This is a genomic window from Acinetobacter sp. YH12236 (genome assembly GCF_013417645.1).
Classification (GTDB): Bacteria; Pseudomonadota; Gammaproteobacteria; order Pseudomonadales; family Moraxellaceae; genus Acinetobacter.
In genome coordinates, this window is record NZ_VPDM01000010.1 from 86198 (window position 1) to 101818 (window position 15621).

Genomic DNA, 15621 nt, shown 5'->3' on the forward strand with positions numbered 1-15621 from the left:
TTCATTTTTCACAAACTTATAACATTCATTAGATTTTATTTAGAATCTGGGCTTGCAAAGTGTGAAGTGTGTCATAGTTTGTGGCATCCATCTGAATTGGCGTCACGCTTACATAGCCATTGGCAATTGCAAAAAAGTCTGACTCGATTTCAGTTCCTTTATGTTTTGGCATCGCGACTGCTTCACCCGATAGCCCAATCCAGTAAACCTGACGACCACGTGGATCTACATGACTGGTAATCGGCTTGGACTGGCTACGGCGTCCCTGAAAGGTCACTTTAGTTCCTTTCAGCTCAGCCACATCAGGAATATTCACATTAAAAATATGACGCTCAGGCAAAGTCGGCAAACCTGCCGCAATAAAATCATGTACCCATTGCGCTGCAATGCGATAATCTTCTGGTAAGGTATAAGATCGAACGTTTTGCCCACATAGAGAAACTGCTAATGCAGGTTGTTTGGCCAGACGGCCTTCAAATGCAGCCCCCACCGTACCCGAGTACAGCACATCATCTCCCAGATTGGCACCACTGTTAATGCCGCTGACCACCAGATCGAATTCAACATCAAATAAGCCGTTCATGGCCAGATAGACACAGTCAGCCGGCGTGCCATTAACCGCCCATACATCGGGAGAAATCTGGATCGGTCTTAATGGTCGGTCTAAAGTCAGTGCACTGGAAAATCCGCTACGTTCACTTTCTGGAGCTACCACCACAACACGTCCTAAAGGCCTCAAGGCCTGCGCCAGTGCCTGTATACCTGGTGCAAAAACGCCATCATCATTGGAAATTAATATATTCACTGCAAAATCTCGTTGAGCTAAAAAATGACTCGCTAGGACATTTCATTGTATTAGTTCAGGAATTATATATATTTGTAGCACGATATCCATTAATACATATGGCTTAAGATGATGAAAAAATTCTCTCTTTGGGGTACTTTGGCTTTAAGTTTGGCAACTTTTGTTTCTCCTGCAGTTATTGCCAATGATTTGACAGCTGAAGAAAATGACATGATCGTGAAAGAAGATGTCGCATCTGCACAGGTAATGATTGAAGTATGCCCGGGCATTATTGGTCAGAATGCAAAATTCGATACAACGATTCAGCAGCTGATTCAATCTTATCTAAAAGAATACTCAGACAAATCGATGACCTATCAAAAACTTCAGGCAGACAGTGAATACAAGACTGTGCTTGAAGAAGCACGTCAAGGTGCAAAACAGACTGCAAAAGACGAACAAAAAACAGCGTGTGAAGACGTTTTAGCCTATCAGGAATAAGGTCTTTCTCACTGAAATGAGACGATGCCAGCATCGTCTTTTTTCTCTTACACATTTCTTCATAATTCTACAGCTTCACTACATTTCCCCTCTTTTCAATTTTGAAAATATCTTTAAGCTAACAAATTATTGTTCTACATGTAATTTTTGAGTTTTTTGATGAAACATACATTAATTAAAAGTTTAAGTTTATCTGTTGTTGCTGGTATGACACTTTGGGGAAGCTCGGTTTATGCAGCAAATGAAAATATTGAAGTCACCCCGAGTCAGGAAATCACCAAGCAAGAATTAGCTGCAATTTATGTCCTTTCTGAAATTTGCCCAAGCATGGTCAAAGACAAAGCAAAATTCAATCAGGGGTATAACCAGCTGGTGACTGAATATTTGCCCGGCCAAAAAAATCCGGTTGAGCGCCTGAACCAGATGGTAAAACAGTCAGATTTCCGTAACATTCTGGCCGAAGCACAGAGTGATGCCAAAAAGGCTGGCAAGAAAAAGAATCAGGCCATTTGCAATGAGTTGGTGAGCTACAGTAAATAATCCACTTTTTGCGTGATTGCTTACAATACTTTTGAAATAACCCCGGGTTTCCCATAGAAGTCAGCCTAGCTTTGTCCTAAAATGCTAGGCTCTTCGTGCTTACATCAAGATATTGGAACCCACTAGAAATGACCCAAAAAACTGCCCTTGCTGCATTATTATTAATTCCTAGTTTTAGCTTTGCAGCAACTGTCTTATCTGCACCACCAGAATTGAATAATAAATCTTATGTGCTAATGGACTACGAGACAGGGCAAATTCTCGCATCAAAAAATGAAAATGAAAAATTAGCCCCTGCTTCAATGACCAAGATGATGACCAGTTACATCATCGAGCAGAAGTTATTAAGTGGTGAGCTGACTGAAGATGAACAGGTTCGCATGAATGAATCTGCATGGTGCCGTGGTAGCAGTGCAGAATCATGTATGTATGTACCTTTAAATGGTACGGCGACTGCACTAGAAATGTTGCGCGGGATTATTATCCAGTCCGGTAACGATGCATCTAAGGCGATGGCTGAACATATTGCAGGGAACGAGGGTACCTTTGCACATATGATGAACCAGGAAGCGAAACGGATTGGCATGACCAATACCAGCTTCATCAACTCGACTGGTATGCCAGCTGAAGGCCATTATTCGACTGCGAAAGATATGGCAACTTTGGCTCAGCACATCATCAAAGACAGTTCAAAATACTATCCAATCTACTCTGAAAAAGAGTTTACTTTTAACGGGATTAAGCAAGGCAACCGTAATGCCCTGCTCTATACTGATCCAAGTGTAGATGGTTTGAAAACTGGTCATACTGATGAAGCCGGTTACTGCTTAACGACCTCTTCAAAACGCGGTCCGACTCGTCTGATTTCAGTGATTTTTGGTGCACCAACCATGAATGAACGTGCATCACAAACACGTGAACTTCTGGCTTGGGGTTATGCGAACTTTGAAACCAAAAATGTTCAACCCGCTAAACAGGTTCTAGCCAAGTCTAAAGTCTGGTTTGGTAAGGAAAATGAAGTTCAGATCGGACTTGCAGAAAACTTTAACGTGACTATGCCTAAAGGTCAGGCCAATGCCATCAAGACTCAATTGGTCGTTCAGCCTAAACTGACTGCGCCTTTACAACCAGGTCAAGTCGTAGGTAAATATGTGGCGACTTTAAACGGCAAAGTGATTGCTGAGAAACCACTTGTTGCACTGAAAGCAGTTGAAGAAGCTGGTTTCTTTGCCCGCATGCTGGATCATATCAAACAATTCTTTAGTAACCTGTTCTAATATTTATTATCAATATTAGATCTTACTAAAGCCAAAGCACACATTCATCGAATGTGTGCTTTTTTATTTTATAATGCTTATAAACTTTCAGGATGATACTGACATGAGCCAAAACATTCGCCCTTATCTGGATACTCGCCCGCAAGTCGCTGACTCTTGTTATATCGATCCGATGGCGGTGGTCGTAGGTGATGTCGTTTTAGGTGAAAATGTATCTGTGTGGCCTTTTGCCGTAATTCGTGGTGATGTGAATCATATTCGTATTGGCAAGAACTCGAATGTACAGGATCATTCTATGTTGCATGTGAGTCATAAAAAGGCGGATAAACCTGAAGGTTCACCACTGATTATTGGTGAAGATGTGACGATTGGTCATCATGTAAAATTACATGGCTGTACCATCGGTAATCGTGTTTTAGTGGGTATCGGTACAATTATTCTCGATGACGTGATTATTGAAGATGATGTGATGATTGGAGCAGGTTCACTGGTACCACCGAATAAGGTATTAGAAAGTGGATACTTGTATGTAGGCAGTCCAGTCAAAAAAGTGCGTCCACTGACTGAAAAGGAAATAGCTTTCTTGCCTTATTCAGCACAAAACTATGTGAAAGTCTCAGGCCATTACAAATAAATCGATAAATTAAGGCTACTTTACGTAGCCTTATTTAAATCAAGGAATAACCACATAATCATTCTTAAAACTATTGGCTTTAAAGTCTCCCTCTACCAGATGCACAAATTTCTGGTCAATCTTGTTCAGTTCTAAACAATCATCCACATCAATCACGGCATCGGTATGAGGTTTAAACCAAGTTTTTTCAATGGCCAGCTTGCCTTGTGCTTTAGCCTCAGTCTTATTTTTAGCAGCAACTACCAGATATTTATGGATTTCACCAAACTGATCTGGCACATAAGCACCTAAATTGATCAGGAATAATTTTAAATCCTGTTTTACAGGTATATCCGTCACCTGAACCTGATAATTCAGATCCTGATAGCTAACACCATTGATCGTCATCCAGCCATCGACATGCAGGCCTTTTTGCACACCAAACCATTGTTCCTTCAGATATGGAAAAGCTGTCTTAATATCTGAACTAATGACCGGAACTACATCATGTACTTCTACATTGGCTTTTTCATGCTTGCCGCCCAATAAAGTAATGTAGAGCTTGAGTTCAGACATAAAAAAATCCTTTAAAAGCAAAATAGAGAGACTTTAGCCGCATAGTGTAAATGAAACTTACTCGTTCAACTTCAAGTCAATCATCTCATATTTTTAAAAACCTGAAATTTACTTAAATCAGCATCAACATATTGGATAAAAAAATCCTAATTTGATCTATTTTTAAGCAAGCTTATTTGTATTAAAATAAGGTCCGAATTCCCCTTCTCTTATAAGTGAGTCACGCCAATGAAGTAAGTCTATTTTTCTCATCAACGATTATTTTTAGATTGATGTGCAAAATAGATTGTCTGGCTTGATCTTTCTTCTAGAAAAAAATCCCTTGTTTATTTTGTGCATCCTGTATTTATGAGGTTATTTATGACTCAGCAGGCATGTGTAATATCCAGTCTGACTTTAGAATTCCCTTCCAAAGTCATATTTCAGAATTTAAATTTTACCCTTCCTAAAGCTCAGGTCAGCGCTTTAATTGGCCGTAATGGACAAGGTAAGTCTTTGCTCATGCAGCTTTTGCATCAGACTCAGCATTCTTCTCCACATTGCTCAGGTCAAGTTTCCTGGCAAATGCATCATGCCTATCTACCACAATTGCATCGGTTAAAGGCAGCCACAATTGCTGAAGCACTCGAAGTAAGTCAATTACATCGTGCTTTTAAAAATGTTGAACATGGTACAGCCAGTTTCGAGGATTATGAGCTACTTGAGGATAGTTGGCATTTGCCGCATGAATGGCAGCAACTGTTGAGTTCAGCACAATTACCCACCGATCTGGACTTTCCCGTACAATATTTGAGTGAGGGCAAAAAGACCAAACTTGCTTTATGTAGCTTGTTCTTAAAGCCTGAATATTATTTATTGCTGGATGAGCCGAGCAACCATCTGGATCGTGAAGCACGAACATGGTTAATAGAGCATTTAAAGTTACATCCTGCTGGTGTGATGATCATTAGTCATGACCGGACTTTGCTAGATCAGGTTGATCATATTTATTATTTAAATGAGCATGGATTACAGCACTCTACAGGAAACTATGCGGAGTTTTTTGAACAGTATCAGAAAAATGTCACTTCACTCGAACAGTCAATTCAGCAGAGTCAGCGTGATATTAAACAGATGAAGCACAAGCAGCATGACGTTTTAATGAAAGCACAAAAGCGGGAACGTGCCGGAAACAAATTACGTGATTCGAATTCCCAAGCCAAAGTGCTTTTAGACTTTAAAAAGGAACAAGCTGGTCAAAGTATAGGTAAAGTTCAGGCACAGCACCAACGGCAAATTTTGAATGAACACTCTGAGTTAAAAGTTCAAAAGCAGCAACTTGAAAAGATAAAACCTCAGTTATTTCAATTTCCAGATTTTAAACCACAGTCTGGTGAAATTCTGCGGGTTAAAGAGTTAAAGCTTCCTTTTGGTACTCCACAGCCTGTGAATCTTGCTTTAAGTGCAGCTGAAAAAATTCATATTGTAGGCCGAAACGGAATTGGTAAATCCACTTTGCTGAAACTGATCGCCCAACAAAAGCAGCAACCTCTAGATCAAATCTTTCTGGCACGAAGCTGTTTTTATCTGGATCAAAATTTTAGTTTTCTCAATGAGGCACTAAGTGCGATTGAAAATTTAAGACAGATGAATCCTGATATTCCGGAAGTGGAATGGCGTAATCTGTTGGGCCAACTCAGAATTCGTGGTGATAAAGGTACTTATCCTTTGTCTCAGTTAAGTGGTGGTGAAAAACTGAAAGTGGCGTTATTAGGTCTTAGCCAGGTCTCTCCTCAACCCGAACTTTTATTATTGGATGAGCCAGAGAATCATCTGGATATTGAGTCTAAAGCTTTGTTGGCAAGCGCAATTCGGTCTTATGCCGGCGCTGTGATTTTAGTTTCACATGATGAACAATTTGTGCGTGATTGCGAGATCACTGAAATATTCAAAATGAATGAATAATTTTGATTAAACTTATATACGTAAAAGCCACCTCAACAGGTGGCTGAGCAATCTCAGGAAATAAGCTTATTGTTTTGTAGTCACACCCTGAGAATATAAATTTAATAAGTATTTTGACAGTATGGTATTCCCTACAAATAAAGAGCCTGATTCACTTAAGTGACCATAATCTACCTGGAGCAGGTCTTCTCCTTGAGCTGCCCGAATCCGACATTTGTATTGCTGTTGAACATCATCTTTTTTACATAGATGGTCAATAAGAGATATATAGGTAATTCCCTGAGGATATTGTAATTTTTTCATTTTCTCGTCTACCTGAACTGCTCTTAGATCCAGTCCGGCATCAAATATAAAATCTTCAGCACTATTCCAGTTTTTCGGTTTCACCATCACTTTCGGAAGCGAAGGTTTCCATTGTGAAATTGGCCCCACAATGACGATATTGGATACGCCAAGCTGAAGTAAACTTTTCCCGATGTTTTCCCAATTGGTTTCGTCATGCTTCAAGGCTTGGGTGATAACCACAATTTTGGGCTTAAGTTCTGCGATGCTCTTTAGCGCCAGTTTATTGGAATAATCACAGGCTTCTTTATAAGCTCCTTTATGATAGTTGATCTCGGTTAGCGATGCCCGGCAAATGGAAGAGGTTTTCTGATAAAAAGGGATATCATTGGATTTCAGTAATGTCCTTAGCCCTAAAGAAAGTGCTTCAGCATGAGAATCTCCCCATAAGAACACCCCGCCTTCCTTTTGTTTCGTGATACAGACCGGATCAGGATCATAACTATTATGCTCAGTCAGGCTCACGTAAGTATCACATTTCAGCCAGTACGCATCCCTTAAATTTTTGAATTTTTCATTATAATACTCTAAGAATTTTGCCTGTTCTGAGGCTGCGCCTTGGCGCAGATCTGTATTAAAACCATTAAATATATTTAAAGTAATTCCTAAGCTCATGAGCACTAGAGAAAAATAAAGCGGTTTTATACGATAAACATCTTTCCACTGGTGATATGAAGGTAATTTAATCTGCTCAATATACTTATAGCTCAGAAAACCTAACACTATAGAAAGTACTATTCCGGCATACACATAATATTCAGGCAATGAGTAGATATAGATCAGAACCACCAAAGGCCAGTGCCAGAGGTAAATAGAATAAGACCAGGCTCCTAGTTTTTGAAATACAATATTATTGGTAATAACGCTGTCATTTTGATGTGCCTGAATCATCAGGAAGGTACCGATAACAGGAAAAACTGCCAGATAGCCAGGCCACAAATCTTCTGCTGAAATGAAGAAATAAGACCCCAGTATAAGTGCCAATCCCGTTCCTTCCAGTAACCTTTTCTTATTTTCCTGCAAGGTCAAAGGGTAAAGATAAGCAATTCCCCCGATCATCATTTCCCAGGCTCTGGTAGGTAACAGGAAATAAGCCGGGTTTGGCCATTTATAGGTAGCGATTATTGATAGGATGAATCCTAAAATTGTTCCTGCCAGCAGCATAAATTTCATGGGCTGGATGGACATGAACTTGCGCATGGCAATGAGAACGAGCGGATAAATCATATAGAATTGCCATTCGACGGAAAGTGACCAGGTATGTAATAACCACTTTTCGTGAGTGCCTGCCTCAAAATAACCGGATTCCTTCCAGTAACTGATATTGGATAAAAAAGTCATGCTACTCGCAGCATGCTTACCCAATAACTTGTAATCAAAAGGTGTCAGATAAAACCAGCCAAAAATCATTAATACCAGACATAGCAGGGCCAAAGCTGGAATAATCCGATTCGCACGAGCCACATAAAATTTCAGAATAGAAAATTTTTCATGTTCTAAATCTTTAAATATGATTCCAGTCATTAAAAAGCCTGAAATCACAAAGAAGACATCTACTCCAACAAAACCGCCAGGCATCCAGGCCGCATTAAAATGAAATAGCATGACTGCAATCACGGCAATTGCTCTGAGGCCATTAATGTCTGTTCTGAATTTCATTGGAATCCTGTCCTATAAAGCCTGTTATTTATTTTAATTGTTATGAAATACTGCTAATTTTTATTAAATTTTATTTTAAATCAAATTCTTATATTAAAGCGTAGAATGCAAATATTACTGTTTTAGTATTTTATGTACTCATTATATTCTACGCTTTCTTTTTCGCCAAATACCTTTATTGTTAATCATCTAAATTAAAATCCCGAGTATCGACATAGCCACCGCCGCCTAAATTTTGTAGAATACAGTTTTTATTCCATGGTGCTCCTTTATGACCGCTTGGACTGCTCACGTCACTGTTGCAACTGTCGTCGAAAAAAATGGAAAATTCCTGTTCGTTGAAGAACATACTGAAGGTGTCACCCATACCGTATTCAATCAGCCAGCAGGCCATGTGGAGGCAGGTGAAACCATTGTCGAAGCAGCTATTCGTGAAACCATGGAAGAAACCGGCTATCAGGTTAATGTCACTGATCTGATCGGCATCTATACCTATACCCCACCGATGTTCCCGGATCGTACCTATTTCCGTTTCTGTTTGAGAGCAGAAGCCATCAGCCATGATGAAAATGCTGAACTGGATACCGGTATTGTCGGTGCAGTCTGGATGACGCTGGATGAACTGGTTGAAACCGCACGTGCTCGCAGCCCATTGGTGATTAAAGCCGTGCAGGATGCCCAAGCTGGCAAACACTATCCTTTATCGCTCATTTACGAGCACCAAAATTCTCCCTTAATTTCAAATTTGGATGCCTAATCCTATGCAACAACGTGTCATCGTCGGTATGTCTGGTGGTGTAGATTCATCTGTGTCTGCAGCTCTCCTCCTTCAACAGGGTTATCAGGTTGAAGGTCTTTTCATGAAAAACTGGGAAGAAGATGACGGCACAGAATACTGTACGGCAATGGAAGATCTTGCCGATGCACAAGCCGTTTGCGACAAGATCGGGATTAAACTGCATACTGCCAACTTCGCGATGGAATACTGGGATCGCGTGTTCGAGCATTTCCTGGCTGAATATGCTGCTGGCCGTACGCCAAACCCGGATATTTTGTGTAATAAAGAAATTAAATTCCGTGCCTTCCTGGATCATGCGATCAATCTCGGCGCCGACTTTATTGCCACCGGTCACTACTGTCGTCGCGGCGAGACCATGACCAATTCACGTGGTGAGCAATATGCTCAATTACTGCGTGGTTATGACAATAATAAAGACCAGACTTACTTCCTGCATGCGGTTCATGGTCGTGAAATTAATAAGACCCTGTTCCCTGTCGGTGAAATTGAAAAACCACAAGTACGTAAAATTGCAGAAGAATTAGGTCTGGCAACAGCCAAGAAAAAAGATTCTACGGGTATCTGTTTTATTGGGGAACGTCGCTTCAATGACTTCTTAAAGCAATATTTACCGGCTCAACCTGGAAAAATCGTGCTGGAAGATGGCAAAGAGGTTGGTGATCATCACGGCTTAATGTACTATACGCTCGGTCAACGCGGCGGGATCGGTATTGGCGGTATGAAAGGCGCGGAAGAAGGTGCCTGGTTTGTGCTGCATAAAGATATCGAAGGTAACCGTCTGGTGGTCGGTCAAGGTCATGAACATCCACTGATGCAAAGTACCATATTGTGGTCTGAAGCGATTGACTGGGTAGCCGGTGAACAGGATATTCCTGAATCAGGTTTCCGCTGTACGGCAAAAACCCGCTACCGTCAGCCTGACCAAGCGTGTACTATTTTCAAGGATCCAGAAACACCAAATGGTGTTCGTGTTGAATTTGATGAGTCGCAACGTGCTGTGACCCCGGGTCAAAGCGTTGTATTCTACTCAGGTGAAGTTTGTTTAGGTGGTGGCGTGATTCATCATACCAATGCGCCTAAACCTGATTTTATTAAAGGATGATTTCGGCATGACGGAGTTACCGTTTCAACAAGCCACAACGTTGAATGTTCGTCAAAATCGTGCGTTGGCGCTGGCGGGGGTTTTTCAGGCCACCCAGCTGACGCATATGACTGCATTGACGGGACAGCAAAGCATTGGTGAAAGCGGTAATTTCTATTTTGAACAGTTGATTAAAGCCAGTTTAAATATCCGTCCAAGTGGCAAGTTAAATGCCCAGACCTTAGACTTCTTTAATCAGCTGGCCGATATTTCCCTCGGTTTAAAAACCTTGGAAAGCAGCATTACCCAACCTTTTAATACTTCCCCAAAATCCCGACTTCCAAAACTTTCATCGACCAAGCTTCCAATGTCCTATGCCATGGCACTTCTTCAGTTAGAAAAGAAGGTCTATAGTAATCCCAAGTTTGTTGAAATCATCGAACAATCCCAGCAAAAAATCCTCAGACAGCTCTCCTTCTTCGATAACAATTACATGCACCCCAGCATCATTGCCAATCTCGCTCAAACCTATGTCGATACCGCCGGACAGATCAATCCGCGGATCATGGTGCGTGGCAATGCTGAAGCCTTTAAAGATTCCGGTCATACCAACCGCATCCGTGCTTCCTTATTTACTGGACTGCAGATGGCGCACTTATGGCGTCAGCTTGGCGGCAGTTCATGGGGCATGATTTTTGGCAAGCGCAAGCTGCTACAGGATATCCAAAATCTCGCGCGCTTACAGTTTCAGGTGATTTAAACCATGTTGTTGTACGCGCACCGTTTTTCGTTTAATTCCAAAATCTAGGGAATCGATATGAACGCTTTAACTGCACTTTCTCCATTAGATGGACGCTACGCTAGCAAATGTGATGCGCTGCGCCCTTTTCTTTCTGAGTTTGGTCTGATCCATGCTCGTGTGACTGTTGAAGTGCGTTGGTTACAAGCGCTTGCCAACCGTCCTGAAATCACTGAAGTGCCAGCTTTCTCATCTGAAACCAATGCTGCACTTGATGCGATTGTTGCCAACTTCTCTGAAGAAGATGCCAACCGCATTAAAGAGATCGAACGTACTACAAACCATGACGTGAAAGCGGTTGAGTATTTCCTGAAAGAAAAAATTGCAGGGATTGAAGAGCTGAAAAATGCGGGTGAATTCATTCACTTTGCATGTACCTCTGAAGACATCAATAACCTGTCTCATGCGTTAATGCTGAAAAATGGCCGTGATGTTTTAATCGCGTCTATGCAACAAATTATCGATTCAATCGTGGCTTTGGCTGAGACTCATGCTGAACAGCCAATGCTATCTCGTACCCACGGTCAAACTGCCAGCCCAACCACTTTGGGTAAAGAAATGGCGAACGTGGCTTACCGTCTGGCTCGTCAAATCAAACAGTTCAAACAAGTTGAACTTCTAGGCAAAATTAACGGTGCTGTAGGTAACTACAATGCGCACTACTCTGCTTACCCAGAAATCAACTGGCCTGCTCATTCACAAGCATTTGTTGAATCTTTAGGTCTGACTTTCAACCCGTACACCACTCAGATCGAACCGCACGACTATATGGCGGAACTGTTTGATGCACTGCGTCGTTTCAATACCATCCTGATCGACTTTAACCGTGACGTTTGGGGTTATATCTCTCTTGGCTTCTTCAAACAAAAACTGAAAGAAGGCGAAGTGGGTTCTTCTACCATGCCGCATAAAGTGAACCCAATCGACTTTGAAAACTCTGAAGGTAACCTGGGTATTGCAAATGCCGTATTGGCTCACCTGGGCGAAAAACTGCCTGTATCTCGCTGGCAGCGTGACTTAACTGACTCTACTGTGCTTCGTAACATGGGTGTTGGTTTTGCACAAAGCTTGATCGCGTTTGAGGCATGCTTAAAAGGTATCGGTAAACTTGAACTAAATGCTGCTCGTATTCTTGAAGATCTTGACCACGCACAAGAAGTTCTGGCTGAACCAATCCAAACAGTAATGCGTCGTTATAACGTTGAAAAACCATACGAAAAACTGAAAGCACTGACTCGTGGTCAAGCGATGACTCGTGACATGATGGTGAGCTTCGTGAATGGTAATGAGCTTGAAGCAGTTCCTGCTGCAGACCGTGCACGTCTGGCTGAAATGACCCCTGCAACTTATACAGGTAATGCTGCTGACCAGGCAAAACAAATTAAAGACTTAATTTCTAAAATCTAATTTAGATAATTAAGACCAAAAGCGAGGCTCCGGCTTCGCTTTTTTTATTTATAATTATTTTCAACTTTAAAACAAAACGACAGATAACAAGATGATAGATCATCGATTGAGCGGCAAACATTTGATCAGCCTGGGGGTTTTGGTGGCTGCGATCATTGTTGCCAGCATTCAGCCTCTGGAAATGCAATCCTATTTACTGCATCAGACCGGTACCCTATTTATGATCGGTATGCTGATTTTCTGCCTGTATAAAATCGGACTCAGTTTTCTTAGTTTTAATCTGTATATTCTGTTTTTATTCATCCATATCGTTGCAGCACATTATCTATATTCTTATGTGCCTTATAATGACTGGATTCAGACACTGTTTGGCTTTGACCTAAATGCTCTCATAGGCTGGTCTCGCAACATGTTTGACCGTTTTGTGCATCTGGTTTTTGGCCTGTTGCTCTATCCTGTTTTTTATCGACTATTTCAGGTCTGGTTACCCCAGCAAAAACCATTCACCATTTTTCTTTTAGTCATTCAATTTGTGATGGCAACCAGTCTGATTTATGAATGGATTGAATGGCTGATCGCCATTGGCTTATCACCTGAACAGGCGGAAAGTTATAACGGCCAGCAAGGTGATATGTGGGATGCCCATAAAGATATATTATTAGCGACAGTTGGGGCGATGTTTACTGGTGGATTGATGTTAATTCCAGCAAATAAAAAAGCCCACTAAAGTGAGCTTTTTTATTTGCTGGAATTAAAGACTTAGATTTTATATTTTCTTATTTTAAATTATGGAAGTGGGCAATATCGCTGCCAATCATCTTTCATTTTTTGCAATTCATTACCCGTCAATATCTCGCTGTAATAAATATAATAGGTGGCATCGGGATATTGAATCTCATGTCTGTACATAATTCCACGTAGAGAAACAGGCAACTCTTCTGGGAAGTCATCCGCTAAATTCAGTTCCTCAAATTCATAGTTAAAATAACAATTTTGGATTGCTAAAAATGCTTCAGCCACGGTCATCTTTCTGCTCTTAATGGAAATATGCTTCATTTTAGCTGATGAGCAGTAACCATGCCTGATATTTATGAAGGTTCAATCCATTTAACCAGCTTAGATTCTGCCAAATGCGGATATTTGAACTTATCTAAATATTCAAAGCAGGCTTTTTGACCTTGAGGAATTTTCTTTAGATGCTTATCAAAAAATAGATGACGATTATATTGAGCACCATCAAAGCGGATGCTGACACGCTCAAAGTAACCACCACGACGAGCATTGAATTGGTAAAATTGAATCACGCCACAGTCCTGCGAAGGAATAACAGGTGGAGCATCTGGCTTTAAAAATGCGTAAAGTAAAAAGATTGAAGTGCCCGGAAGAAAGCTGAGCCAAAATAAAATTTTCTTCGATTCGTCAGTGGTTAATTTCGCTTCAGAATAGAACATACATAGCATCGGAATAAAAATGATACTGAAGAAGCCGAATAGTAAAAGAAACGTGAGCATATAAATGAGAAACCACTATAAGTCAGTTATTTATAGCACAATTGTTTGATTTTAGATCATAAAAAAGCCCACCGAAGTGAGCTCTTAGATTCATAACTGAATAATGAATTAAAGTTTAGGATCGCGCATCTGAACCAGATTTGAATTGGCTTTGGTTAGCGTATCTACCACTTTATTCATCACCGCAGGGATAAAAGAATCTGCAATTTGTGCTGCTTGCAAACCTAGTTTTTCGCCCAGCGTTGGTTTTTTACGGGTCTGGATTAAATACACATCATGTTGTGGTAATAGGCCTAGCAGATATTCATCGGAAGTTTGCAGTTTATCCACCAGATTCAGGTCTAGGGCATCCTGACCATACCAGTGTTCACCCGTTGCCACTTTTTCAACATTTAACTGTGGACGATATTTTTCCACGAAGTGTTTAAACAAGGCATGTGTCTGTTGCAATTCTTCTTCAAACTTGGCTTTGCCCTCTTCGGTATTTTCACCAAACATGGTCACCGTACGTTTGTATTGACCCGCAGTATAAAGTTCAAAATCGATCTTGTTTTCTTTCAGCAGACGGTTAAAGTTTGGCACCTGTGCCACTACCCCAATTGAACCCACAATCGCAAACGGCGCAGAAATCACTTCATTTGCAATACACGCCATCATATAACCGCCACTGGCTGCAACCTTATCAACACAGATGGTCACATGAAAACCCGCTTCACGTAAGCGCACCAGCTGCGCAGCTGCAAGACCATAACCATGCACCATACCACCCGGACTTTCTAAACGTACAATGATACGGTCACGACCAGCTTTCGCTGTAGATAGAATCAGGGTAATTTCTTCACGCAGGCTTTCTACCGCAGACGCAGCCATATCGCCTTTAAAATCGAGTACATAGATTTTCTGGTTAGTTTTCTTACGCGCACGCGCTTCTTTTGACAATTGCTGGCTCAATTGCAAAAGTTCCAGTTTAGATGAAGTTGTTTGCGCTATTTTTTTTCGTTGCTCGTTAATGCGCGCATTCAAGTGACTAATACGGATTTCAGCGGGTAATTTGGGGGTATGAAATAACATAAAAATCGGGTCTCAATTATTTATATAGGTTTCAATTTAAGATAAGGTCAAATGATTTTTTTTCAATAGAATATTGTTGTTTAATTGCTGAAACAGAGCAGTATCCATGGGGCTTTAGTAGAGCAAAAATAATTTGTACTATAGAAAATTAATGCCATGTTGATAACCTGCCCAGAGAATAACACCCAGCAATACAGCAGAATTCGCATATAAGGCTTTTTCCTGCTTTTTGAAATAGAAATTCAAACTGAGTCCATACAGCAATCCAATCAGTGTATAAAACATACTGCCGCCTTGTAATTGATGCCACAAACCACCCATGCCTAAACTTAATGCGATCAGCAGCATCAGAAAAACTGACATCTTTTTGAGTGTTTCCATAGCGGATGCAACCTTTTCTTAACATCTATCTTTTGACAGCTCTGCCATGTCAAAGACGGCATATTCTATAAGAATTTAGGGCACAATAGGATTCGGTTTATTTTTCCACATTTCACTGATTCAATTGGGGTGTGTTGACACTTTTAGCTTAAAAAAATAGCGAAGTAGTAAAATCAAATCGCCAAACCCAATTTTACTATTCGCTATGCCTCGTACCATGCTGACAGATCAACACTGGCAAAAGTTGAAAGTTATTCTGCGTAATTTATCCATTCACCACAACTCAAATTTACGCAATTTTATTGAAGCTATTCTCTATAGAATTAGGACAGGTTG

Annotated in this window: 17 protein-coding genes and 1 pseudogene; 11 read left to right on the plus strand and 7 right to left on the minus strand. The window is 40.8% G+C overall.

The genetic code is table 11. From position 1 onward, the window contains the following. Positions 1 to 28: 28 nt before the first annotated feature. Positions 29 to 805 carry a 5'/3'-nucleotidase SurE gene (gene surE / locus FTV14_RS06415; protein ID WP_125278414.1) on the minus strand — a complete coding sequence of 259 codons (777 nt, stop codon included), beginning with the start codon at positions 803 to 805 and terminating at the stop codon, positions 29 to 31. A gap of 108 nt (positions 806 to 913) precedes the next feature. Between surE and FTV14_RS06420 the strand changes: the two genes are divergently transcribed. From FTV14_RS06420 to FTV14_RS06435, 4 genes are all read left to right on the plus strand, one after another. Continuing rightward, a complete protein-coding gene (locus FTV14_RS06420) occupies positions 914 to 1285 on the plus strand; it encodes an MCR_0457 family protein (RefSeq protein ID WP_004782632.1) in 372 nt (123 codons plus the stop codon). A 159-nt stretch (positions 1286 to 1444) separates the two neighbouring features. Beyond that, positions 1445 to 1825: an MCR_0457 family protein gene (locus FTV14_RS06425; RefSeq protein ID WP_004782633.1), complete on the plus strand. Its 381-nt coding sequence runs from the start codon at positions 1445 to 1447 to the stop codon at positions 1823 to 1825. Between the two features lie 128 nt (positions 1826 to 1953). Next, positions 1954 to 3102: a D-alanyl-D-alanine carboxypeptidase PBP5/6 gene (dacC, locus tag FTV14_RS06430; RefSeq protein WP_004782636.1), complete on the plus strand. Its 1149-nt coding sequence runs from the start codon at positions 1954 to 1956 to the stop codon at positions 3100 to 3102. 103 nt (positions 3103 to 3205) lie between these two features. After that, a complete protein-coding gene (locus tag FTV14_RS06435; protein ID WP_180015331.1) occupies positions 3206 to 3736 on the plus strand; it encodes a gamma carbonic anhydrase family protein in 531 nt (176 codons plus the stop codon). Positions 3737 to 3775: 39 nt separating this feature from the next. On the opposite strand, the gene FTV14_RS06440 is transcribed toward FTV14_RS06435, so the two are convergent. Then, positions 3776 to 4291 carry a DUF1543 domain-containing protein gene (locus FTV14_RS06440; protein WP_180003449.1) on the minus strand — a complete coding sequence of 172 codons (516 nt, stop codon included), beginning with the start codon at positions 4289 to 4291 and terminating at the stop codon, positions 3776 to 3778. A 360-nt stretch (positions 4292 to 4651) separates the two neighbouring features. Between FTV14_RS06440 and FTV14_RS06445 the strand changes: the two genes are divergently transcribed. Then, on the plus strand, positions 4652 to 6235 hold the full coding sequence (locus FTV14_RS06445; RefSeq protein WP_180053575.1) for an ATP-binding cassette domain-containing protein: 1584 nt from the start codon (positions 4652 to 4654) through the stop codon (positions 6233 to 6235). Positions 6236 to 6301: 66 nt separating this feature from the next. Here the strand turns inward: FTV14_RS06445 and FTV14_RS06450 are convergent, their stop codons facing one another. Beyond that, on the minus strand, positions 6302 to 8236 hold the full coding sequence (locus FTV14_RS06450; protein ID WP_180053576.1) for an acyltransferase family protein: 1935 nt from the start codon (positions 8234 to 8236) through the stop codon (positions 6302 to 6304). 271 nt (positions 8237 to 8507) lie between these two features. On the opposite strand from FTV14_RS06450, the gene FTV14_RS06455 reads away from it, so the two are divergent. The 5 genes from FTV14_RS06455 (at position 8508) to FTV14_RS06475 (ending at position 13049) form a co-directional block, all read left to right on the plus strand. Beyond that, a complete protein-coding gene (locus FTV14_RS06455) occupies positions 8508 to 8993 on the plus strand; it encodes an NUDIX hydrolase (RefSeq protein WP_180012299.1) in 486 nt (161 codons plus the stop codon). Positions 8994 to 8997: 4 nt separating this feature from the next. Next, positions 8998 to 10137, plus strand: a complete 1140-nt coding sequence (mnmA, locus tag FTV14_RS06460; protein ID WP_034703632.1) for a tRNA 2-thiouridine(34) synthase MnmA — start codon at positions 8998 to 9000, stop codon at positions 10135 to 10137. Positions 10138 to 10144: 7 nt separating this feature from the next. Next, a complete protein-coding gene (gene hflD / locus FTV14_RS06465) occupies positions 10145 to 10876 on the plus strand; it encodes a high frequency lysogenization protein HflD (protein ID WP_004782648.1) in 732 nt (243 codons plus the stop codon). A gap of 57 nt (positions 10877 to 10933) precedes the next feature. Continuing rightward, on the plus strand, positions 10934 to 12322 hold the full coding sequence (gene purB, locus FTV14_RS06470) for an adenylosuccinate lyase (RefSeq protein WP_004782649.1): 1389 nt from the start codon (positions 10934 to 10936) through the stop codon (positions 12320 to 12322). A 91-nt stretch (positions 12323 to 12413) separates the two neighbouring features. Next, on the plus strand, positions 12414 to 13049 hold the full coding sequence (locus tag FTV14_RS06475) for a DUF2238 domain-containing protein (RefSeq protein WP_125278405.1): 636 nt from the start codon (positions 12414 to 12416) through the stop codon (positions 13047 to 13049). Positions 13050 to 13108: 59 nt separating this feature from the next. Here FTV14_RS06475 and FTV14_RS06480 read toward each other — a convergent pair whose 3' ends face one another. The 4 genes from FTV14_RS06480 to FTV14_RS06495 form a co-directional block, all read right to left on the minus strand. Then, the gene (locus tag FTV14_RS06480) at positions 13109 to 13348 is read right to left on the minus strand and encodes a hypothetical protein (RefSeq protein WP_159123128.1); all 240 of its coding nucleotides are present in this window, start codon (positions 13346 to 13348) and stop codon (positions 13109 to 13111) included. Positions 13349 to 13410: 62 nt separating this feature from the next. Continuing rightward, a complete protein-coding gene (locus FTV14_RS06485) occupies positions 13411 to 13833 on the minus strand; it encodes a hypothetical protein (protein ID WP_180012522.1) in 423 nt (140 codons plus the stop codon). Between the two features lie 108 nt (positions 13834 to 13941). Further along, entirely contained in the window at positions 13942 to 14904 is a 963-nt protein-coding gene (gene sohB / locus FTV14_RS06490) for a protease SohB (protein ID WP_159123126.1), read from the minus strand. Between the two features lie 138 nt (positions 14905 to 15042). Beyond that, positions 15043 to 15285, minus strand: coding sequence for a hypothetical protein (locus FTV14_RS06495; protein WP_180053577.1), 243 nt, complete (start codon positions 15283 to 15285; stop codon positions 15043 to 15045). A gap of 205 nt (positions 15286 to 15490) precedes the next feature. Between FTV14_RS06495 and FTV14_RS06500 the strand changes: the two are divergent. Further along, positions 15491 to 15621: pseudogene (locus tag FTV14_RS06500) on the plus strand (IS5/IS1182 family transposase); the annotation flags it as partial.